Here is a 19,972-nt window from a genome sequence, read left to right as displayed (position 1 = left end):
GGCCGGGGCTGCCGGCCGGGTGGGTGGGCGACATGCGCCCGCCCACGGGGTTCGAGCACCGCGGGCGGGGGCTCTGGCTGACCAGCATGTTGTGCGACCACATCACGATCGTGTCGGGGCCGGGCGGCACGACCGTGACGTTCGCGACGGTGTGCGACGGCCCGGCCCCGGACCGGTGACGGTCAGGAGTGGGCCGCAGAGACCCACGAGGAGTGCAGGTCGGCGTACACGCCCGGCTCCTTGACCAGGTCCGCGTGCGCGCCGCGCTGCACGAGCCGGCCGGCGTCGAACACCAGCACCTCGTCGGCTTTCTCCGCGGTCGACAGCCGGTGCGCGATCGAGACGGCGGTGCGGCCCCGGGTGACGCCTTCCAGGGCGCGCGCGAGGCGTACCTCGGTGGCCGGGTCGACCGCGGAGGTGGCCTCGTCCAGCAGCAGCAGGTCGGGGTCGGCGAGGTAGGCGCGGGCCAGGGCGACGAGCTGGCGCTCCCCCGCCGACAGCGACTCGCCGCGCTGCCCGACCGCCGTGTCCAGCCCGGCGGGCAGCCCCTCCACCCAGTCGGCCAGGCCCAGCTCGGTCATCGCCAGCTCGATCTCCGCGTCGGTGGCGGACGGCTTGCCGTAGCGGATGTTGTCGGCGAGCGTGCCGTCGAACAGGAAGCCGTCCTGCGGCACCATGACGATGCGCTCGCGCAGGCAGGAGAAGCGCACCTCGCGCAGGTCGTGGCCGTCCACGGTGACGCGCCCGCCGACCGGGTCCATCAGCCGCGTCAGGAGCTTGGCGAACGTGGTCTTGCCCGACCCCGTCTCCCCCACCACGGCGACCCGCGTGCGCGGCGGGATCTCCAGCGTGATCTCCCGCAGCACCGGCTCGCCGCCGGGGTAGGCGAAGTGCACGTCCTCGAACGCGACCGAGATGGGGCCGCGGGGCAGTTCCACGCCGCGCTCGCCCGGGTCGGCCACGTCGGGCGGCGTGTCGAGGACGCCGAGGATGCGGCGCCAGCCGGCGACGGCGTTCTGCGCCTCGTTCAGCACCTCGGTGGCGGTCTGCAGCGGCGAGACGAACAACGTCACCAGGAACAGGAACGCGACCAGCTGCCCCTGCGAGATGTCGCCCGACAGGCCCAGCCGTACGCCGAGCAGCACGATGCCGGCGATGGCGAGCGCGGCCACGATCTCGGTGAGCGGGAAGACGAAGCCGACGATGGTCTGCGCCCTGATCTGGGCGCTGCGGTTGGCGTTCACCGACGTGTCGATGCGCTCGCCCGTACGGCGCTCGGAGGCGTAGGCCCTGATGACGGCGGCGCCGACGACGGACTCGCTGACCGCGGCCAGCATGTCGCCGGTGCGCTCCCGCACCAGCGTGTACGCCCGCGACAACAGCCGCTGGAAGCGCGGCAGCGCGATCATCAGCGGGATGAAGCAGGCCCAGACCAGCAGGGTGAGCTGCCAGGAGTAGACGAACATCAGCACGGTCGCCACGAACAGCTGGCCGAGCGACACGATGATCATCAGCCCGCCCCACTGCATGAAGGTGCTGATCTGGTCGATGTCGTTGGTGACGCGGGAGACCAGGGCGCCGCGGCGCTCACTGTTCTGCGTGAGCACCGACAGGTCGTGGACGTGCCGGAAGCCGCGTACGCGCAGGGTGGCCAACGACGATTCGGTGGCCTTGTACAGGCGGACGTTCATGAGGTAGCCGGCCAGGGCGGTGACCACCACGGCGGCGGCGCAGATCAGCACGGCCGTGGTGATGTACTCCAGGTCGGGCCGGCCGGTCTTGAGCCCGGTGTCGATCGTCTGCTGCACCGCGATCGGCACGATGATCTTGCCGATGGTCGCGACGACGGCCAGGATCAGCGTGCCCGCCAGCCCCTTGCGGAACTCGGGGGTGAGCGACAGGCCATGCCTGATGGTGCCCAGCGCCGAACGCTCGGCGTTGCGCTGGATGCTCTGCGCCGTCATGCGCTGACCTCTTCCTGATCTTCCTCGTCCTCCAGGCGGGCCGGTCCGGTGACCGGTTCTGCTTCGATGGCGGCGCGCTCGGCCTCCTCACGCTCGTAGGCGGTGACCAGGTTCCGGTAGCCGGTGCAGCGCGTGACGAGCTCCTCGTGCCGCCCGCGGTCCACGACGCGGCCGTGGTCGAGGTAGACGACCTCGTCGGCCAGCGCGATCGTGGCCATCCGGTAGGCGACGACCACGACGGTGGACGCCTCGGCGGCGTCGCGCAGGCCGTACAGGATCTTGGCCTCGACCTGGGGGTCGACGCTGGAGGTGGCGTCGTCCAGGATGAGCAGGCGCGGGCGGCGGACGACCGCGCGGGCCAGGGCCACGCGCTGGCGCTGGCCGCCGGACAGGGAGGCGCCGCGCTCGCCGACCCGCGTGTCGAGGCCGGCGGGCAGCCGGCCGACGAAGCCGTCGGCCTGGGCCAGGCGTAGCGCGGCCCACACGTCCTCGTCGGGGACGTCGCCGCCGAGGGTGACGTTGCCGCGTACGGTGTCGTCGAACAGGAACGTCTGCTGCGGCACCAGGGCGACCGACTCGGCGATGCCGCCGTAGGCGACCTCGCGCAGGTCGAGGCCGTCGAGCAGCACCTGCCCCGACGTGGGGTCGACGAGGCGGACGAGCAGCTGCACCAGGGTCGACTTGCCCGAGCCCGTGGGCCCGACGAGGGCGACGGTACGCCCGGCGGGCACGTCGAAGGTGACGTCGTGCAGCACCTCGGCCTGTCCGTAGGCATAGGAGACGCCGCGGACCTCCAGCGCAGCCGGGGTGGGCGAGGCGAGGTCCTGCGAGCCGTACTCCATGGAGCCGGTGGCGTCCAGCACGGCCTGCACCCGCTGCCAGCCGACGACGCTGCGCGGCAGCTCGGCCAGCACCCAGCCGAGCGCCCGGATCGGGAACGACAGCAGCGTGAACAGGTACGCCACCTGCACCAGGTCGCCGGCGTCGATGGAGGACGTCGACAACCGCAGCGCGCCCACGGCGAGCACCGCGAGCACGCCGAGCGTGGGCAGCGCCTCCAGCATCGGGTCGAACAGCCCGCGCACCCGGCCGACGGCGATGTTGGCGTCGCGCAGCTCGTGGGCGCGCCGCAGGAACCGCTGGGTCTCCAGGTCCTCGCGGCCGAGCGTCTTGACGACGAGGGCGCCGTCGAAGGACTCGTGGGCGATCTCGCTGACCTCGGCGCGCAGCTGCTGGGCGCGGGTGGCGAGCGGGCTCAGCTTACGCTGGTAGACGAGGTTGAGCACGGCGATGGCCGGGAAGATCAGGAAGCCGACCACGGCGAGCACGGTGTCGGTGAGGATCATGGCGACGGCCGCGGTGATCAGCATGACGATCACGCCGACGGCCATGGGCAGCGGGGCGAGCGGCGCCCAGGCGGCCTCGGCGTCGGCGCTGGCGTTCGAGAGCAGCTGGCCGGTGGGGTGGCGGTGGTGCCACGACAGCGGCAGCCGCAGGTACTGCTTGGTCACGTCACGCCGTGACCTGGCCTGCATGCGGTACTGCAGGAGACCCGCGAGGATGCGCCGCCCCGCCACGCCGATGGCCTTGAGCAGCGCCGTGCCGATGATGAGCAGCGTGCCGGTCCACAGGGCGCCGTCGGCGACCCGGTCCTCGGCGAACGAGGGCAGCACCACGTTCTGCGTCGCCCAGCCCAGCGCCCACGCCGAGGCGACGGTCATGCCGCCGTAGACGGCGCTGGACAGGACGGCCAGCGTGAATACCGCTTTCTCCGTGCGAATGGCCACCCCAAGGACGCGGAGTCCTTGACGCATCACGGCCGAGGTGACCTTGGTCGCCACGCGGTACGTTTCCTTTCATCTGACATTTCTACGTATGTCCCTATCACGGCTGATCATCCTGTTATTCCCCACAGGTAGGGTTGAGTACGTGACTCACGCTCGTGGCGAACGCACCGCGCTCTGCGACCTGCTCGACCGGCTCGGCCCGGACGCGCCCACCCTGTGCGCGGGATGGACCACCTCTGACCTGGTCACCCACCTCGTCGTACGCGAGCGCAGACCTGACGCCATGCCCGGCATCGCGCTCAAACCGCTGGCCGGCTACACCGCCTCCGTGCAGCGGCGCATGAAGGCCGGCCACCCCTACCCCGAGCTGGTCCGGCTCGCGCGCAGGCCCGGCGGCGTGTACGGCCTGCTGCCGGCGCTCGACGAGGCGGTCAACACGCTGGAGCTGTTCGTCCATCACGAGGACGTGCGCCGCGCCCAGCCGTCGTGGGAGCCCCGGGAGCTGCCCGCCGACCTCGACCTGCTCATCTGGAAGCGGGTCGCGGCCGGCGCCCGCCTGATGCTGCGCAAGGCGCCCGTCGGCGTGGTGCTGCACCGGCTCGGCGGTGGCGTGACGCTCGGCGGGCCCCGTGGCGGCGCCCGGGTCGAGGTGACGGGCAGGGCCGGCGAGCTGCTGATGTTCTGCTTCGGCCGCCAGTCGCACGCCAGGGTGGACCTCACCGGCGACCCCGGCGACATCGGCCGGCTGCGCGAGGCGTCGCTCGGCGTATGAGAAGTCCCCGCCGCCCGAGCCCCGTGCCGTCTAAGCCGGCGGGCGGGTGTACATCCGCTCGCTGATGGAGGCCTGCGCCAGCCGGCGCAGCGCGGCGATCAGCGTGTCGCCCACCGAGGTGCCGACGACCACGATCTCCACCGCGCGCTCTCGGTCGCTCACGTCGGGGCCGAGCAGACGCAGGTCGGCCTCGGCGGCCTTCTCGGCGGCGTCGGCGTAGGCGTCCATTTCGTCGATCATGTCGTGGTAGCCCACCTCGTCGAGGGTGGCCAGGACGCCCACGGCCGTGCGGTAGGCGGGGTCGCCGGTCCTGGTCCGCCAGCCGCGCCGATCCAGCAGGTCGCGCAGGCGCCGCTCGGCCTCGTCCCTGCTCGGGCCGGGACGAGCCTCCCGCTGCTGCGTCACGGTCTTCTGCGCCGCTCCGAGCAGGTTGAAGTCCTCCAGGTCCGGATTGTCGATCTGCGCCATCAGGTCGCGGATGACGGCGATCGACAGGCCGCCGTACTCGACCAGGGCCCGTACGAGGCGTAGCCGGCGTACGTGCTGCTCGCCGTAGTCGGCCTGGTTGCGGCCGGTCGGGCGGCCCGGGCTCACCAGTCCCTCGCGCATGTAGTACTTGATCGTGGGCACCGGGATTCCGGTCGTCTCGCTCAGCTCCGCCATCCGCACGTTTTCCCATCCTCTCTTGCCGTACGTCGATAGCTTAGCTATAGATAGTAGTGAGTAGCACTATCCACTATCTCTGGAAAGGCGGCCCCCCATGCTGCACTGGCACCGCCCGCTCATGCTCTTCACCGCGGCCATGACCGCGCTGAGCGTCGTCTTCCTCGCGCTCGTCCTCCTGGACCCGCGCACCCTCGACGGCTTCCCGATCTGGGTCAAGCCGCTGAAGTTCGCGGTCTCCTTCGCCCTCTACTCCTTCACCTGGGCCTGGCTGCTGTCGCTGCGCCACCGGGCCGGGCGGGTGAGCTGGTGGATGGGCACGGTCCTGGTCGGGGCCGGCGTCATCGAGGTCGCGCTGATCGCCTTCCAGGCCGCCAGAGGCCGCCACAGTCACTTCAACGAGTCGACGCCGCTCGACGGGGCGATCTGGATCGCCATGGGCGTGACCATCGGCCTGCTCATGATCGCCAACCTCGTCGCCGCGATCCTCGTGATCACCGAACGCCAGACCGACCTGGTCAACACCTGGACCGTACGGCTCGGGGTGGTCATCTCCACGCTCGGTGTCTCCTCCGGCGGCCTCATGGTCACCGGCGTTCCCGGCCAGACCTGGGCCGAGAACTTCGCCGGAGCCCACACCGTGGGCGTCGCCGACGGCGGCCCCGGCCTGCCGCTGGTCGGATGGAGCACCGAGGCCGGCGACCTGCGCATCGCGCACTTCGTCGGGATGCACGCCCTGCAGCTGCTGCCGCTGTTCGCGATGCTGCTCGCCGCGCTGTCGGCCCGGTGGGCCGTGCTGCGCGCCGAGGAGGTCAGGGCCCGTCTCGTCCTGGTCGCGGGCCTGGCCTATGGCGGGCTGTTCCTGCTCGTGCTCTGGCAGGCGCTGCGCGGGCAGCCGCTGATCCGCCCCGACGCCCTGACGCTGGCAGCCCTGGGCGCGCTCGTCGTCGCCGCCCTCGGCGGAGCCGCCACCGCACTGCGCCGCACGCGGGAGGTCGCCCAGTGACCGCGTTCCTGTTCGACCTCGGTTTCTACGTCGCCGCGCCGTTCTGGGCGCTGATGATCCTGGCGCCCACCTGGCGGGTCACCCGCCGTGTCATCACCTCGCCGCTGATCGTGCTGCCGGCGGTGGCCGTCACCCTGGCGCTGCTCGTGCCGCGGCTCGGCGCGGTCTGGCCGGTGGTGTCGCGACCGTCACTGGAAGGTCTGGAAACGCTCACCTCCGACCCGGGCGCACTGGCCGCGCTCTGGGCGCAGATCATCGCCTGGGACCTCTTCCTGGGGCGGTGGATCTACCTCGACAGCCGCGAGCGGAACGTCCACCCCCTGCTCATGGCGCCGTTGCTCGTCCTGACGATCCTGCTGTCGCCGATCGCCCTGCCGATCTATCTCCTCGTGCGCCTCGCGCCATGGCCGCGCCGGCTCGGAAATCCCGGCCGGACAGGCGCTCCGCAGTGACCGCGAGCCCGTAGCATGGCTTACGAAAGAAGCCCCCCGGTTAGGATCATGAACATCTTCATAGAAGATGCCTAGGGATCGCCCAGATTCGGGTATATACGGCTGGGAATGGACTGCAGGAGGCCCCCCATGCAGGTCAAGAAGGTGCTCACCTACGTGGCCGTCGCGTTCGTGATCTTCTATCTGTTCACCCGGCCGGCCGAAGCGGCCGACGCGGTCAACGGCGTGTTCGCAGGAATCTTCCAGGGAGCGGATCGGTTGGCCGTGTTCTTCTCCAGTGTTCTGAACTGACCGACGTTCCTGTCCGCGTGCGGTGCTTCCCCGCAGTGCCGGAACGTGTTACGCAGACAGGATGAGAGATCGCCCCAGCGTCACCAAGTCCCATCAGCTCGATCCCGACGTACGGCGCATCCTGGAGCGCGCCGAGCTCGAGGGCGTCGAGCTGATCCGGTTCCTGTACGCCGACCACGGCGGCGTGATCCGCGGCAAGGCCGCGTCCCGGTCACGGCTCGCCGAACGGATCGGCACGGGCATCGGTCACACGGTGGCCATGATGGCGATGAACATGCTCGACCAGCTCCAGGACGTCGAGCAGCTGGGCCCGGTGGGCGAGGTGCGCATCGTCCCCGACCCCGCCACGTACGTCCCGCTGCCCTACGCCCCTGGCGCGGCCGCGATGCTGTCCGACCTGCGGCAGCAGGACGGCACGCCGTGGGGCGCCTGCCCGCGGACGTTCCTGAAGGACGCGATCGACGAGCTCGCCGGCGAGGGCTACTCGCTGGTCGCCGCGTTCGAGCCGGAGTTCACCCTCGGCCGGCGGCTGCCCGACCCGGCCGGCGGGTTCGACCGGCTGGTGCCGATCGACGACTCCCTGTGTTACGCGGCCACCGGCTTCGACACCGCGCACGACTACACGATCAAGCTGGTCCGCGCCCTGGAGACCCAGGGCCTGCGGGTCGAGCACTACCACCCCGAGCTGGGGCCCGGCCAGCAGGAGCTGTCGGTGCGCCACGCCCCCGCGCTGCGCGCCGCCGACAACCACGTGATCTACCGCGAGACCGTGCGCGGCGTGGCCCTGCGCATGCAGATGTGGGCCTCGCTGGCCCCCAAACCACTGGCCGACCAGGCCGGCAACGGCGCCCACCTGCACCTGTCACTCTGGCGTGACCGGCACAACGTCTTCGCCGAGGACGGCGCGGCGCGCGCCGGCTTCATCGGCGGCCTGATCGCCCACCTGCCCGCGCTGACCGCGCTGACGTGCGGCAGCGTCAACAGCTTCCGCCGCCTCTCCCCCCGCGCCTGGGCCGGCGCGTACGCCGTCTACGGCCCCGACAACCGCGAGGCCGCGATCCGCGTCTGCTCCCCGCTGGGCGAGAGCGGCGAGCCGAACCTGGAGCTCAAAACGTCCGACTCCTCCGCCAACCCCTACCTGTCGCTCGGCGCCGTCATCCACGCGGGCCTCGACGGCATCCGGCGGGGGCTCGACCCTGGCGAGCCGGTGGACGTCGACCCCGACACGCTGCCGGGCCGCTATCCGCGGCTGCCGGCCTCACTGGACGAGGCGCTGGACGCGCTGGAGGCCGACGAGGTGCTCATGGAGGCGCTCGGGCCGTTGCGGCGCAGGGCGTACCTGGCCGTCAAGCGGTCGGAGGCGGACGCGTTCGCCGCCAACGACGTCCCCTTCGAGCTCTTCCACCATCTGCGGGCCTTCTGAACGCGGCCGGTCAGGACGCGGGGCGGCGGAAAGCGCCGTACCACCACAGGGCCGCGAGCTCGCGGGCGAACGCCAGGTCGCCGCTGCCGTCATCGATCTGGATGTGATGGGCGATGGCCGACTCTCCGCCCCAGACGATCACCCGGCCGGCCGCCTCCACGGAGACGCCGCCGACCGTGCGGCCCTCCGACTGCTCCGACATCAACGCCTGCCTGACCTTCGCCTCGAAGGCGTCCAGGTCGGAGGAGTAGAAGTCGCGGATCCCGCTGTCGTACGCGGCCGCCTCGGTGATCGCGAGCAGCACCGCGGAGTGCTTGCGATGGAACGCGATGGACTCGGCGAACATCGCTGCGAGCCCCTCGACGCCGTCGCCGGGCTCCCAGCGGCCGGCGATCTCCAGCAGGTTCTGCCGCAGGGTCCCCGCGAGGCGGGCAAGGATGTCCGTCTTGTCGCGGAAGTGCACATAGAACGTCGAGCGCGCGATGCCGGCCTCCTCAAGGATCCGGGCCACGCTGATCTCGGTGTATTTCATGCCCTCGGACAACAGCCGCTCCACCGCGGCGAGCACCCGCGCGTCCAGAGCGGTGCGACGGTCTCCGCCACTGCGGCTCCTGGTGATCGAAGGCATGGGACCAATCCTAGGGTTGTCCCGCCGGCCAACCTGCCGAACACACTGTACGGACACCATGTACGATTCCAGGTGAATCGCGGTGGCCGTCACCGCGCACCGGGGAAGGCGCGGCGTCCGGGTCGCGCCCGCCGGCAGCAGCAACAAGGAGTGCTGGTGGAATACCGACAGTTGGGAAGCACCGGAGTATGGGTGTCCGCAGTTTCCCTGGGCACCATGACGTTCGGCGGAAACACGCACCCGCTCTGGAGCGCCATCGGCGGGCTCGGCCTCGACCAGGCCCGCGTCCTCGTCGACCGCTCGCTGGACGCGGGGGTCAATCTCTTCGACGCCGCCGACGCGTACGGGGACGGTGAGAGCGAGGAGATCCTCGGCGCCCTGCTGGGCTCCCGGCGCCAGGACGTCCTGATCGCGACCAAGCTGGCCATGCGCGTGGGCAACGGCCCGAACGCGCTCGGCCTGTCCCGCCTGCACGTCATGCGGTCGATCGAGGGCAGTCTGCGCAGGCTCGGCACCGACTACATCGACCTGTACCAGATGCACAACTTCGACCCGCTCACCCCGATCGAGGAGACCCTCGGCGCCCTCGACGACGCCGTCCGGCAGGGCAAGATCCGCTACGTGGGCGCCTCCAACCTGACCGGCTGGCAGGCCATGAAGGCGCTGGGCGCCGCCGACCGGGGCGGCCTGCCCAGGCTCGTCTCCATGCAGTCGTACTACTCGCTGTCCACCCGTGACATCGAGGCCGAGATCCTGCCCATGGCCCGCGACCAGAAGCTGGGTCACCTGGTCTACAGCCCGCTGGCGGGCGGCCTGCTGTCAGGGAAGTTCGACCGTACGGGCAACACCGACGAGTCCGCTCGCCGGGCGCGCTTCCAGTCTCCGCCGGTCGATCTGGAGCAGGCGTACGACATCATCGACTGTCTGCGCCAAGTCGCCGAGCGCCACAGGACGAGCACGGCCTCGGCCGCGCTGGCGTGGGTCCTCGCGCAGGAAGGCGTCACCAGCGTCATCCTCGGCGCCAGGCGTCCCGACCAGCTGGACGACAACCTGAGCGCCCTCGACGTCCGGCTGACGGAGGAGGACCTGCGCGAGCTGGAGACCGTGAGCGCGCCACGCGTCCCGTCCTACCCGGGGTACGTGCAGGAGCAGTTCCGCATCAACAGGCTCTCGGCCCAAGCGTGAACAGAGAAGCCTCCGCCGGAGGCTTCTCTGTTCACTCAGCGAACCGGGTGCCCCGCCATCCGCAGCGTCTCCTTGACCTCGGAGATCTTCAGCGTGCCGAAGTGGAACACGCTGGCCGCGAGGACGGCGTCGGCGCCCGCGGCCACGGCCGGCGGGAAGTGCTCCAGCCGGCCGGCACCCCCGCTGGCGATCACCGGCACCCGCACGACCGCCCGGACCGCGCGCAGCATCTCCAGGTCGTAGCCGTCGAGCGTGCCGTCGCCGTCCATGGAGTTGAGCAGGATCTCGCCCACGCCCAGCTCCTCACCTCGGGCGGCCCACTCCACCGCGTCGATCCCGGTGCCGCGCCGGCCACCGTGGGTGGTCACCTCGAACCCGCTCGGGGTGCCCGGCGCCCGCCGGGCGTCCACCGACAGCACGACGCACTGCGCGCCGAACCGCTTGGACGCCTCGGTGAGCAGCTCCGGCCGCGCGATGGCCGCGGTGTTCAGCGACACCTTGTCGGCGCCCGCGCGCAGCAGTCGGTCGACGTCGTCGACCGAGCGGACGCCGCCGCCGACCGTGAGCGGGATGAACACCTGCTCGGCCGTCCTGCGCACCACGTCGAGCATGGTCTCGCGCTCGCCCGAGGACGCCGTGATGTCGAGGAAGGTGAGCTCGTCGGCGCCCTCCTCGTCGTAGCGCCTGGCCAGCTCGACGGGGTCGCCCGCGTCGCGCAGGTTCTCGAAGTTGACGCCCTTGACGACCCGCCCGGCGTCCACGTCGAGACAGGGAATGACTCTTACCGCCACGGTCATGCTCGCAGTGCCTCGATTTCGATCTCGACCAGCATGCGCGGGTCGACCAGCCCGGCCACGCGCACTCCGGTGCAGGCCGGGCGTACTTTGTGGAAGATGTCGTGGATGGCGCGCCCGACCGGGTCGAAGTCGCGGTGTTCCACCACGTAGTAGCGCACCATGACGACGTCCTCGCGCGTCAGGCCGCCCATCATGACCGCCTCGAGCGCGATCTCGATGGCGGTCAGGCTCTGCCGGTAGGCGTCGCCGATGTGGCGCACCTCTCCGTCGACCGTGGCCGTGCACCCGGACACGATCACCCGGCCGCCCACGACGACCGCGCGGGCGTAACCGTACTTCTCCTCCCAGATGCCGCCGGAGAACACCCGGTAGCCGGTGCTCTCCATACCGACCCGACTCAAGCTCATCTCGCCCCTCCCGGCCCGGGACTACGCGCTTACCGCGGCAAGCGCGTCTTCCAATGTGAACGCGTGAGCGTAGAGCGCCCTGCCCACGATGGCACCCTCCACTCCGTCGGGCACCAGCGAAGCGAGTGCGACCAGGTCATCGAGGCTGGAGACGCCTCCGCTGGCCACCACGGGCTTGTCGGTACGGGCGCAGATGCGGCGGTACAGGTCGAGGTTGGGGCCCTGCATCATGCCGTCCTTGGTCACGTCGGTGACGACGTAGCGGGGGCACCCGTCGGACTCCAGCCGGTCGAGGACCTCCCACAGGTCGCCGGCGTCCTCCGTCCAGCCGCGCGCGGCCAGCGTGGTGCCGCGCACGTCGAGCCCCACCGCGATCCTGTCACCGTGCTCGGCGATGATCTTGCGGCACCACTCGGGGTTCAGCAGCGCCGCGGTGCCGATGTTGACCCGGCGGCAGCCGGTGGCCAGCGCGGTGGCCAGCGACTCGTCGTCGCGGATGCCGCCGGACAGCTCCACCTGGACGTCGAGCTTGCCGATCACCTCGGCGATCAGCTCCCGGTTGCTCCCCCGGCCGAAGGCGGCGTCGAGGTCGACCAGGTGAATCCACTCGGCCCCGGCCTCCTGCCAGGCGAACGCGGCGGCCAGCGGCTCGCCGTAGCCGGTCTCGGTGCCGGCCTCCCCTTGCACCAGGCGTACGGCCTGGCCGTCGGCCACGTCGACGGCGGGCAACAACACGAGTGACATCAGGTCCTCCGGTCGAAAGCGAGGGTCACCACAACGGGTGCGAGCAGCAGGGAGAAGACCAGGACGGCGAGGCTCACCGGCAGGGAGCCCCAGACCAGCCAGACGAGCACCTGCACGAGCACGAAGCCCAGCGCCACGACCGCGTTCTGGGCGCGCTGGCGACGGGCGAGCAGGCCGCGCTGGCGGACGTAGCGCACGGGCCGCGGCGTCAGGCGGGCGAGCAGGGAACGGCGGCGCGCCAGACGGGCCTGCCGCTCCTCGTTCGCCCGCATCGCGCGCGCCCGCTCGGCCTCGCGCTCGGCGCGCCTGCGCGCACGCTCCTTGCTCACCGATCCTCCCTCAGGCCGGCCCGGCGGGCGCGTGTGCCCACGCGCCCGGCGCTCACAACGACGACACCCAGTTCTTCAGCAGCGTGGCGCCGGCGTCACCGGACTTCTCGGGGTGGAACTGGGTGGCCGCCAGGGGGCCGTTCTCCACGGCGGCCACGAACGGCACACCGTGCTCCGCCCACGTGACCAGCGGCTCCGTGAAGCCTTCGCCGGTGCGCAGCTCCCACTCGCGCACGCCGTAGGAGTGCACGAAGTAGAAGCGGGTGCTCGCGTCGAGGCCGGCGAAGAGCACGCTGCCCGCGGGCGCCTTGACGGTGTTCCACCCCATGTGGGGCAGCACGGGCGCGTCGAGCCGCTCGACCGTGCCGGGCCACTCGCCGCAGCCCTCGGTCTCCACGCCGTGCTCGACGCCCCGGGCGAAGAGGATCTGCATGCCGACGCAGATGCCGAGCACCGGGCGGCCACCGGACAGGCGGCGGCCGATGATCTGCTCGCCGCGGACGGCCTTGAGCCCCTTCATGCACGCCTCGAACGCGCCCACGCCCGGCACGACGAGCCCGTCGCACTCGAGCGCCGCCTCGAAGTCGGATGTCACGGTCACGTCGGCGCCGGTCCTGGCCAGGGCGCGCTCGGCGGAGCGCAGGTTGCCCGAGCCGTAGTCGAGCACCACCACGCGTTTCATCGGTCACTCACCGCCCTTCTCTTCGTCACCACCACAGCAGCCCCGCCGTGACCGCCATCACCGCGCCGAGCGCGCAGACGGCGGCACCGATCTTGATGCCCTGTTTGATCAAGGAGAACACGCCCCCCGCGAGGAACAGCCCGATGAAGACCATCACCCCGGCGAGGAGGTTGTCGGTCACAGGACGCCCTTGGTGCTCGGCACGCCGGTGGCGCGCGGGTCGAGCTCGGACGCCTCGCGCAGCGCCCGCGCCAGCGCCTTGAACTGGGCCTCCACGATGTGGTGGGCGTTGCGGCCGTACGGGACGTGGACGTGCAGGCAGATCGCGGCCTGGGCGACGAACGACTCGAGGATGTGGCGGGTCATCGTCGTGTCGTAGTCGGGGCCGATCATCGGCGCCATGCCCTCGGGCTCGTGGTGCACGAGGTAGGGGCGGCCGGACAGGTCGACGGTGACCTGGGCGAGCGACTCGTCGAGCGGGCACGACGCATTGCCGAACCGCCTGATGCCCGACTTGTCGCCCAGCGCCTCGCGGAACGCCGCACCGAGGGCGATCGCGGTGTCCTCGATCGTGTGGTGGGAGTCGATGTGCAGGTCGCCCTCGGTCTTGACGGTCAGGTCGAACAGCCCGTGCTTGCCGAGCTGGGCCAGCATGTGGTCGTAGAAGCCGACCCCGGTGGACACCTCGACCCGGCCGGTGCCGTCGAGACCGACCTCGACCAGGACCGAGGTCTCCTTCGTGACGCGCTCGACGCGGCCTACGCGACTCACAGGACTCCTTCCAGGGCGGCGCGGAAGGCCGCCATCTCCTCACCGGTGCCGATCGACACCCGCAGCCATTCGGGCGGGCCCACCTCGCGGATGAGCACGCCGCGCTCCAGCATCGACTCCCACACCGCGCGCCGGTCGGGGAAGCGCCCGAACAGCACGAAGTTGGCGTCGGAGTCGGCCACTTCCAGACCCTTGGACCGCAGCCAGGCGACCGTGGCGTCGCGCTCGCGCCGCAGCTCGCCGACCGTGCCGAGCAGCTCCTCGCGGTGGCGCAGCGCCACCCGCGCCGCCGTCTGCGTGATCGTCGACAGGTGGTACGGCAGCCGCACGAGCAGCAGCGCCTGCACCACCGCCGGGTGGGCGGCCAGGTAGCCCAGCCGGGTGCCGGCCATGGCGAACGCCTTGGACATCGTGCGGGTGACGATGAGCCGCGGGTGGGCGGGCAGCAGCGTCAGCGCCGACGGCGTGCCGGCCCGGGCGAACTCGAAGTAGGCCTCGTCGACCACGACCATGCCGGGCGCCGCGGCCACGACCGCCTCGATCGTCTCCAGCGGCAGCGCCGTGCCCGTCGGGTTGTTGGGCGAGGTGAGGAAGACGATGTCGGGGCGGTGCTCCTCGATCGCCGCGGTCGCCTTGCCGGGGTCGAGGGAGAAGTCCTCCTCGCGGCTCGCGTTGATCCACTCGGTGCTGGTGCCGGAGGTGATGATCGGGTGCATCGAGTACGACGGCTCGAACCCCAGGGCGCTGCGGCCGTGGCCGCCGAACGCCTGCAGGATCTGCTGGAGCACCTCGTTGGAGCCGTTGGCCGCCCACACCCGCTCGGTGGTCAGGCCGTGGCCGAGGTAGGCGGCCAGCTCGGCGCGCAGCGCGAGGGCGTCGCGGTCGGGGTAGCGGTTGAGCTCGCCCGCCCGCGCCCCTACCTCGGCCGCCAGGTCGGCGACCAGCTCGGGCGAGGGCGGGTAGGGGTTTTCGTTGGTGTTGAGGCGTACCGGGACGTCGATCTGGGGCGCGCCGTAGGGGGTCTTGCCCCGCAGGTCGTCGCGGATGGGCAGGTCGTCGAGGTTCACGAGCCCTCCGTGGGCACTCGCCAGTCGAATCGGGCGCGGATCGCGGCGCCGTGCGCTGGCAGGTCTTCTGCGTCGGCCAGGACCGACACGTGGGCGGCCGCCTGCGCGAGCGCCTCGCGGGAGTAGTCGACCACGTGGATGCCGCGCAGGAACGACTGCACGGAAAGGCCGCTGGAGTGGCAGGCGCACCCGCCCGTGGGCAGCACGTGGTTGGAGCCGGCGAGGTAGTCGCCGAGCGAGACCGGCGCGTACGCACCGACGAAGATGGCGCCCGCGTTGCGCACCCGTGCCGCCACGGCCGCCGCGTCGGCGGTGTGGATCTCGAGGTGCTCGGCGGCGTAGGCGTCGACGACCTTGAGGCCGTCGTCGATCGAGCTGACCAGCACGATGCCGGACTGACGGCCGCTCAGCGCCTCGGTGATGCGCTCGGAGTGACGGGTGGCCGAGACCTGGCCGGGCAGCTCCTTCTCGACCGCGTCGGCCAGCTCGGGGCTGGTGGTGACCAGCACGGCGGCGGCGATCGTGTCGTGCTCGGCCTGGCTGATCAGGTCGGCGGCGACGTGGACCGGGTCGGCCGTCTCGTCGGCCAGGATGGCGATCTCGGTCGGGCCGGCCTCGGAGTCGATGCCGATCTGCCCCTTGAGCAGCCGCTTGGCCGCCGCCACCCAGATGTTGCCGGGGCCGGTCACCATGGTGGCCGCGGGGCACTCCTCGGTGCCGTAGGCGAACATGGCGACGGCCTGCGCGCCGCCGACGGAGTAGACCTCGTCGACGCCGAGCAGCGCGCACGCGGCCAGGATCGTCGGGTGCGGCAGGCCGCCGAACTCCTTCTGGGCCGGGCTGGTCACGGCCAGCGAGCCGACGCCGGCCTCCTGGGCCGGGACGACGTTCATCACGACGCTGGACGGGTAGACCGCGCGCCCGCCCGGGACGTAGAGGCCGACGCGGTCGACCGGCAGCCACCGCTCGGTGACCGTGCCGCCGGGCACGACCTGCGTGGTGACGTCGGTGCGGCGCTGGTCGCGGTGGACCAGCCGGGCGCGCCTGATCGACTCTTCCAGCGCCGCCCGCACCTTCGGGTCGAGCTCGGCCAGCGCCCGCCGCAGGGCCTCGGCGGGGACGCGGGCGGAGGCGATCTCGACGCCGTCGAACCTGGCGGTCAGCTCCCGTACGGCCGCCGCCCCGCGATGGCGTACGTCGTCGCAGATGGGCCGCACCTTCTCCAGGGCGGCCTCGACGTCGAGCTCGGCGCGGGGCAGCACGTCGCGCAGATCCGCAGGCAGGGAACCGCGCATGTCAATACGGGAAATCACCCTCACAGTCTACGGAGTCCACGCCCTGCGTCTCGCTCTGTCCACTATGCGGACGGCACCCAGAGGGGGAGGCGGCCGCGGGGGCGGCGCTCGCCGACACACGCCCGCGCGGCCGCCCTCGCCCCGGACCGGGCCTGCCGGGGCGTTGCCGTGGCCGTCACGGGGGTACGGCCACGGCCGGGGAAAGCCTGGGCCGTCACCTCTACCCGTGTTGTCCGGGAACTAACACCCTGTACCAAGAAAAACTTTGAGTAGTCAAAAGCTAACCATACGCATGATTTGCGACTTCCGCGTGTCATGTGCGCGTCCGATTTATACCGTTTTGCGGGGTTTGGCGGTTAGCCTTGCCGACATGGGACGGTGGCGCGGGCCCGGCGGCCTCGTGGTAGAGGTGATCATTCTGGACGATCGCCCCGTGCTGCGCGTCTGCCACCACGTCAACGGCCGGACCTACCTGCGCGGCTACTGCGCCACCGTCGCCGAACTACACCAACACGGCGTAGATCTGGCCGAACTGGTGGAAGACGGGTCGCTTTGACCATCTGCAGACCCGGGCCGGCCACTGCCGATCCACCCCCTGGGGTACGGCATGCACCATGGTGCGGCTGCCCGCCTACTCGCCGATGCTCGCCCAGCTCGGCACCCTGAGCTCCGTGCAGGGACCCGGCTGGGCCGTGGAGATGAAATGGGACGGCGTGCGCGCCCTGGCCTACGTCGAGGACGGCGCCGTACGGCTGCTGTCGCGCAACGGCAGGGACATCACCGCCGCCTACCCCGAGCTGCAGCTCATGGCCGGCGCCACCGGCGGGCGCGCGGCCGTCATCGACGGCGAGGTCGTGGCCTTCGACGATGCCGGGCGGCCCAGCTTCGAGGCGCTGCAGCCGCGGATGCACCAGCGCCACCCGGCGGCCGTGGCGCAGCTGGCCAGGACGGTGCCGGTGACGTTCATGGCGTTCGACATCCTGCACCTGGAGGACGGGAGCACGGTCTCCCGGCCGTACACCGAGCGCCGGGAACTGCTGGAGGGCACACTGACGCCCGGCTACCGGTGGCAGGTGCCCGTCTGGTTCAGCGGGCAGGCCGAGCAGGCGTTCGACTCCTCCCGGCAACTCGGGCTGGAAGGGGTGGTGTGCAAGCGGATGAGCTCCCCGTACCGGCCCGGCCGGCGCAGCGCCGAATGGACCAAGGTCAAGAACGTCAGCGCCGTCGAGGTCGTGATCGGCGGCTGGAAGGCCGGCGGCGGGCGGCGTACGGGCATGATCGGCTCGCTCCTGCTCGGCGCGTACGACCCGCGCGGGCGGCTGCGGTACGTCGGGCACGTCGGCACCGGCTTCACCCAGGCCATGCTGCGCGACCTGGGCGAGCGCCTGGCGCCGCTGGAGCGCGGGGAGCCGGCGTTCGACGAGCCGGTGCCGCGCGAGCACGCCCGCGACGCGCACTGGGTGGAGCCACGGGTGGTGGGCGAGGTGCAGTACGCCGAGGTCACCGGCGACGGGCGGCTGCGTCACCCCTCCTGGCGAGGGCTGCGGCCCGACCGGGAGCCGTCGGAGGCGAGCACGGAGGAGATCCTGCCGCCCGGCCGCCACGAGGGCGGTGCCGCCGCGGGCTGAACGCGACACGAGACCCTGACTACACTTCGCGCTCATATGGTGACTTAAAGTGACTATAGGGCTGTCGAGCTGTTTTGGGGGACATTGTGCAGAGAACTCTGGTGACCACCCTGGCCGCGCTGGCCGGCCTCGCCTTCGTCCCTCCCGCGACGGCCGACCGGCCGCCGGCCTCACCGCCGGTGAAGGCCGGGGCGGCGGACCCGGAGCCCGCGGTCCGCGTGCTCGGGCGCGACCGTTCTTGGGGGGCCGAGTCGTCGCCGCTCATGCGGCCGGGGCGCGCGGTGCGTTACTGGACTCCCGGCAAACAGGCCAAGGCCAGCCCCGTCGACCTGCCGCGCAGCGCGCCGGCGCCCCACGGCAGGTCGCACGGCAGGCCCCACGGCAGCGCGCGCACGGCCCGGCCGCACAGCGTGCCCACGGCCAAGCGCCTCACCCCCGGCGGCGACGACAACGGCTACGCCCGCGTGGCCAGGCCGTACACGGCGGCGGCGCACAGCCGCATCACCGGCCGGCTGTTCTTCGTCAACGCCTTCGGGCAGGGCGACTCGTGCAGCGCCTCCGTCGTACGCTCGGCCGCCCGGCTGCTCATCGTCACCGCCGCCCACTGCGTCTACGGCGTCCCCCCTGGCTCGGTGATCGGCCGGTGGCACAGCAACTTCGCGTTCGTGCCGGCCTACGACGGGCGGGCCGAGAGCGTGCGGCGGCGCGAGCCGTACGGGCGGTGGGGCGGGCGGCGGGCGTGGAAACCCGACGGCTACACCGGGCTGAGCGGCGGCGACTGGAACTCCGTCTACGACATCGCCCTCATCGAGGTCGGCAAGCGCAAGCGCACCCTGCAGGACGCCGTCGGCGCCTTCACCCCCATGCTCAACCGGGGCGGCCGGCACACCATCACCACCACCGGCTATCCGGGACTGCTCGGCAGACAGCCCTACGACGGCCGCGACCAGCTGATGTGCATCGGCCGGACCCGCCGCGCCGACGGCCTCACCCGTGCCCCGGTCATCACGGCCTCCACCACCGCTTCCACCGCGGGCGCGCCTCCGGCCGGCCGGATGGTGACGGACAACTGCCACCTGCACAAGGGCCACAGCGGCGGCCCGTGGATCGTGCGCGGCACCGGGGACCTGGTCGGCGTGCTGTCGGCGGGCAAGGAGGACGGCGAGTCCGAGGGCAACTCCGTCGCCACCACGCTCAACCCGGAAGGTTACGGCGCGATCGTGCAGCAGGCCGACCCGCGCGGCGTGTACGACGCGCTGTCGGTCAGGACGTCGGGACCGTCCCGCCGGCTCAGATCCGGCGGCTCCGCCACCGTGACCGCCACCGTGACCGCCACCGTCACCATGCGCGGCCTCCTGGCCGCCGCCCAGGTGCCGCTCACGCTCACCGTGCCGCCCGGCACGAGGCTGGCCGACGTCAGCGGCGCCCGCTGCTCGACCGCCGGCAGACGGGCCGACTGCACGATCGGCGCCGTACGCCCGGGCAGCCCCGTGCGGATCACGGCCCGGGTCGAGGTGGACGCCGGCGCCGACCGGCGGCCGGCGATCGTCGCCCGCGTCACCTCCTCCCGCCTGGACCCGACCCGGCGCGACAACACCAGCGTCCTGCGCCTGCCGGCCCGCCGGTCATGAGGGCTCCCTCAGCGTGCGCGCCAGCAGCCAGGCCAGCACGGGGAACACCACCAGGCAGGCCAGTGCCGTCCTGAGCGAGGCGGCCTCCGCCACCGCGCCCACCAGCGGGCCGACCAGGCCGCCCACGCTCACCGCGAGGCCCAGGGTCAAACCGCTCGCCGTGCCCAGCCGGGTCGGCAGGAAGTCCTGGCCGAGCGTCACGTGCAGGGAGAAGGGGGCGTACAGGGCGATCGAGGACGCGGCCACGAACACGTACGCCGCGGGGCCCGGCACGAACACCACCCCGGCCACCGCGGGCACGGCCAGCGCGTACGCCAGCCGCATCGTGCGCACCCGGCCCCAGCGCGCGGCCAGCCTGCCGCCCAGCACGGTGCCCACCGCCCCGCCCGCGAACAGCGTGAACAGCGCCACCGCGCCGGCCGCCCCGCCGCCGAGGTGCAGAGCCACGAA

At 71.9% G+C, this 19,972-nt stretch carries 23 protein-coding genes; 9 read left to right on the top strand and 14 right to left on the bottom strand.

Features of this window, described 5'->3' with window-relative positions; all coding sequences use genetic code 11:
- Window positions 1–182: 182 nt before the first annotated feature.
- Together E1286_RS35520 and E1286_RS35515 are read right to left on the bottom strand one after the other, a co-directional pair.
- On the bottom strand, window positions 183–1,964 hold the full coding sequence (locus tag E1286_RS35520) for an ABC transporter ATP-binding protein (protein WP_132619678.1): 1,782 nt from the start codon (window positions 1,962–1,964) through the stop codon (window positions 183–185).
- Window positions 1,961–3,778 (bottom strand): ABC transporter ATP-binding protein, encoded by a 1,818-nt coding sequence (locus E1286_RS35515; RefSeq protein ID WP_132619682.1) that lies wholly within the window; start codon window positions 3,776–3,778, stop codon window positions 1,961–1,963. Before E1286_RS35515 ends, E1286_RS35520 begins: the two co-directional genes overlap by 4 nt.
- A gap of 115 nt (window positions 3,779–3,893) precedes the next feature.
- Here E1286_RS35515 and E1286_RS35510 point away from each other — a divergent pair, with 115 nt between their 5' ends.
- The gene (locus tag E1286_RS35510; RefSeq protein ID WP_223190737.1) at window positions 3,894–4,523 is read left to right on the top strand and encodes a TIGR03085 family metal-binding protein; all 630 of its coding nucleotides are present in this window, start codon (window positions 3,894–3,896) and stop codon (window positions 4,521–4,523) included.
- Between the two features lie 30 nt (window positions 4,524–4,553).
- On the opposite strand, the gene E1286_RS35505 is transcribed toward E1286_RS35510, so the two are convergent.
- Complete coding sequence (locus E1286_RS35505; protein ID WP_246075465.1) at window positions 4,554–5,186, bottom strand: MerR family transcriptional regulator; 633 nt, start codon at window positions 5,184–5,186, stop codon at window positions 4,554–4,556.
- Between the two features lie 97 nt (window positions 5,187–5,283).
- Here E1286_RS35505 and E1286_RS35500 point away from each other — a divergent pair, with 97 nt between their 5' ends.
- The 4 genes from E1286_RS35500 to E1286_RS35490 all read left to right on the top strand — a co-directional run bounded on the left by E1286_RS35500 (window position 5,284) and on the right by E1286_RS35490 (window position 8,358).
- A complete protein-coding gene (locus E1286_RS35500) occupies window positions 5,284–6,192 on the top strand; it encodes a hypothetical protein (RefSeq protein ID WP_223190735.1) in 909 nt (302 codons plus the stop codon).
- The gene (locus E1286_RS35495; RefSeq protein WP_132619672.1) at window positions 6,189–6,644 is read left to right on the top strand and encodes an ABA4-like family protein; all 456 of its coding nucleotides are present in this window, start codon (window positions 6,189–6,191) and stop codon (window positions 6,642–6,644) included. The genes E1286_RS35500 and E1286_RS35495 overlap by 4 nt, the downstream gene beginning before the upstream one ends.
- Window positions 6,645–6,773: 129 nt before the next feature.
- The gene (locus tag E1286_RS48345; protein WP_165970060.1) at window positions 6,774–6,935 is read left to right on the top strand and encodes a cytochrome c family protein; all 162 of its coding nucleotides are present in this window, start codon (window positions 6,774–6,776) and stop codon (window positions 6,933–6,935) included.
- 61 nt (window positions 6,936–6,996) lie between these two features.
- On the top strand, window positions 6,997–8,358 hold the full coding sequence (locus tag E1286_RS35490; protein ID WP_132619670.1) for a glutamine synthetase family protein: 1,362 nt from the start codon (window positions 6,997–6,999) through the stop codon (window positions 8,356–8,358).
- A 10-nt stretch (window positions 8,359–8,368) separates the two neighbouring features.
- On the opposite strand, the gene E1286_RS35485 is transcribed toward E1286_RS35490, so the two are convergent.
- Window positions 8,369–8,986, bottom strand: coding sequence for a TetR/AcrR family transcriptional regulator (locus E1286_RS35485; RefSeq protein ID WP_132619668.1), 618 nt, complete (start codon window positions 8,984–8,986; stop codon window positions 8,369–8,371).
- 192 nt (window positions 8,987–9,178) lie between these two features.
- On the opposite strand from E1286_RS35485, the gene E1286_RS35480 reads away from it, so the two are divergent.
- On the top strand, window positions 9,179–10,171 hold the full coding sequence (locus E1286_RS35480) for an aldo/keto reductase (protein WP_223190733.1): 993 nt from the start codon (window positions 9,179–9,181) through the stop codon (window positions 10,169–10,171).
- A 35-nt stretch (window positions 10,172–10,206) separates the two neighbouring features.
- On the opposite strand, the gene hisF is transcribed toward E1286_RS35480, so the two are convergent.
- The 9 genes from hisF to hisD are packed head-to-tail and all read right to left on the bottom strand — an operon-like array spanning window position 10,207 to window position 16,281.
- Window positions 10,207–10,968 (bottom strand): imidazole glycerol phosphate synthase subunit HisF, encoded by a 762-nt coding sequence (hisF, locus tag E1286_RS35475; protein WP_132619664.1) that lies wholly within the window; start codon window positions 10,966–10,968, stop codon window positions 10,207–10,209.
- A complete protein-coding gene (locus tag E1286_RS35470) occupies window positions 10,965–11,375 on the bottom strand; it encodes a Rid family hydrolase (protein WP_132619662.1) in 411 nt (136 codons plus the stop codon). The genes hisF and E1286_RS35470 overlap by 4 nt, the downstream gene beginning before the upstream one ends.
- Window positions 11,376–11,396: 21 nt before the next feature.
- Window positions 11,397–12,119 (bottom strand): bifunctional 1-(5-phosphoribosyl)-5-((5-phosphoribosylamino)methylideneamino)imidazole-4-carboxamide isomerase/phosphoribosylanthranilate isomerase PriA, encoded by a 723-nt coding sequence (gene priA, locus E1286_RS35465; RefSeq protein WP_132619660.1) that lies wholly within the window; start codon window positions 12,117–12,119, stop codon window positions 11,397–11,399.
- The gene (locus tag E1286_RS35460; RefSeq protein ID WP_132619658.1) at window positions 12,119–12,448 is read right to left on the bottom strand and encodes a hypothetical protein; all 330 of its coding nucleotides are present in this window, start codon (window positions 12,446–12,448) and stop codon (window positions 12,119–12,121) included. Before E1286_RS35460 ends, priA begins: the two co-directional genes overlap by 1 nt.
- A gap of 52 nt (window positions 12,449–12,500) precedes the next feature.
- Window positions 12,501–13,130 (bottom strand): imidazole glycerol phosphate synthase subunit HisH, encoded by a 630-nt coding sequence (gene hisH / locus E1286_RS35455; protein WP_132619656.1) that lies wholly within the window; start codon window positions 13,128–13,130, stop codon window positions 12,501–12,503.
- Between the two features lie 25 nt (window positions 13,131–13,155).
- Entirely contained in the window at window positions 13,156–13,311 is a 156-nt protein-coding gene (locus E1286_RS48340) for a hypothetical protein (RefSeq protein WP_165970059.1), read from the bottom strand.
- Window positions 13,308–13,901 (bottom strand): imidazoleglycerol-phosphate dehydratase HisB, encoded by a 594-nt coding sequence (gene hisB, locus E1286_RS35450; RefSeq protein WP_111183057.1) that lies wholly within the window; start codon window positions 13,899–13,901, stop codon window positions 13,308–13,310. Before hisB ends, E1286_RS48340 begins: the two co-directional genes overlap by 4 nt.
- Complete coding sequence (locus E1286_RS35445; protein WP_132619654.1) at window positions 13,898–14,968, bottom strand: histidinol-phosphate transaminase; 1,071 nt, start codon at window positions 14,966–14,968, stop codon at window positions 13,898–13,900. Before E1286_RS35445 ends, hisB begins: the two co-directional genes overlap by 4 nt.
- Window positions 14,965–16,281, bottom strand: a complete 1,317-nt coding sequence (gene hisD / locus E1286_RS35440) for a histidinol dehydrogenase (RefSeq protein WP_132619652.1) — start codon at window positions 16,279–16,281, stop codon at window positions 14,965–14,967. The genes E1286_RS35445 and hisD overlap by 4 nt, the downstream gene beginning before the upstream one ends.
- A gap of 352 nt (window positions 16,282–16,633) precedes the next feature.
- Here hisD and E1286_RS35435 point away from each other — a divergent pair, with 352 nt between their 5' ends.
- The 3 genes from E1286_RS35435 (at window position 16,634) to E1286_RS35425 (ending at window position 19,522) form a co-directional block, all read left to right on the top strand.
- Window positions 16,634–16,819 carry a hypothetical protein gene (locus E1286_RS35435; protein ID WP_132619650.1) on the top strand — a complete coding sequence of 62 codons (186 nt, stop codon included), beginning with the start codon at window positions 16,634–16,636 and terminating at the stop codon, window positions 16,817–16,819.
- Window positions 16,820–16,877: 58 nt separating this feature from the next.
- On the top strand, window positions 16,878–17,891 hold the full coding sequence (gene ligD / locus E1286_RS35430; protein WP_132619648.1) for a non-homologous end-joining DNA ligase: 1,014 nt from the start codon (window positions 16,878–16,880) through the stop codon (window positions 17,889–17,891).
- A 101-nt stretch (window positions 17,892–17,992) separates the two neighbouring features.
- Window positions 17,993–19,522, top strand: coding sequence for a trypsin-like serine peptidase (locus E1286_RS35425; RefSeq protein WP_132619646.1), 1,530 nt, complete (start codon window positions 17,993–17,995; stop codon window positions 19,520–19,522).
- Here E1286_RS35425 and E1286_RS35420 read toward each other — a convergent pair.
- The coding region (locus E1286_RS35420; protein ID WP_165970058.1) for an MFS transporter at window positions 19,517–19,972 on the bottom strand (456 nt) is incomplete at its 5' end. The two genes, E1286_RS35425 and E1286_RS35420, sit on opposite strands and share 6 nt — an antisense overlap.

It is taken from the genome of Nonomuraea terrae, from assembly GCF_004348995.1.
Taxonomy (GTDB): Bacteria; Actinomycetota; Actinomycetes; order Streptosporangiales; family Streptosporangiaceae; genus Nonomuraea; species Nonomuraea terrae.
The sequence above is the reverse complement of the archived record's forward strand: the minus strand, read 5'-3'. Positions and strand labels throughout refer to the sequence as shown.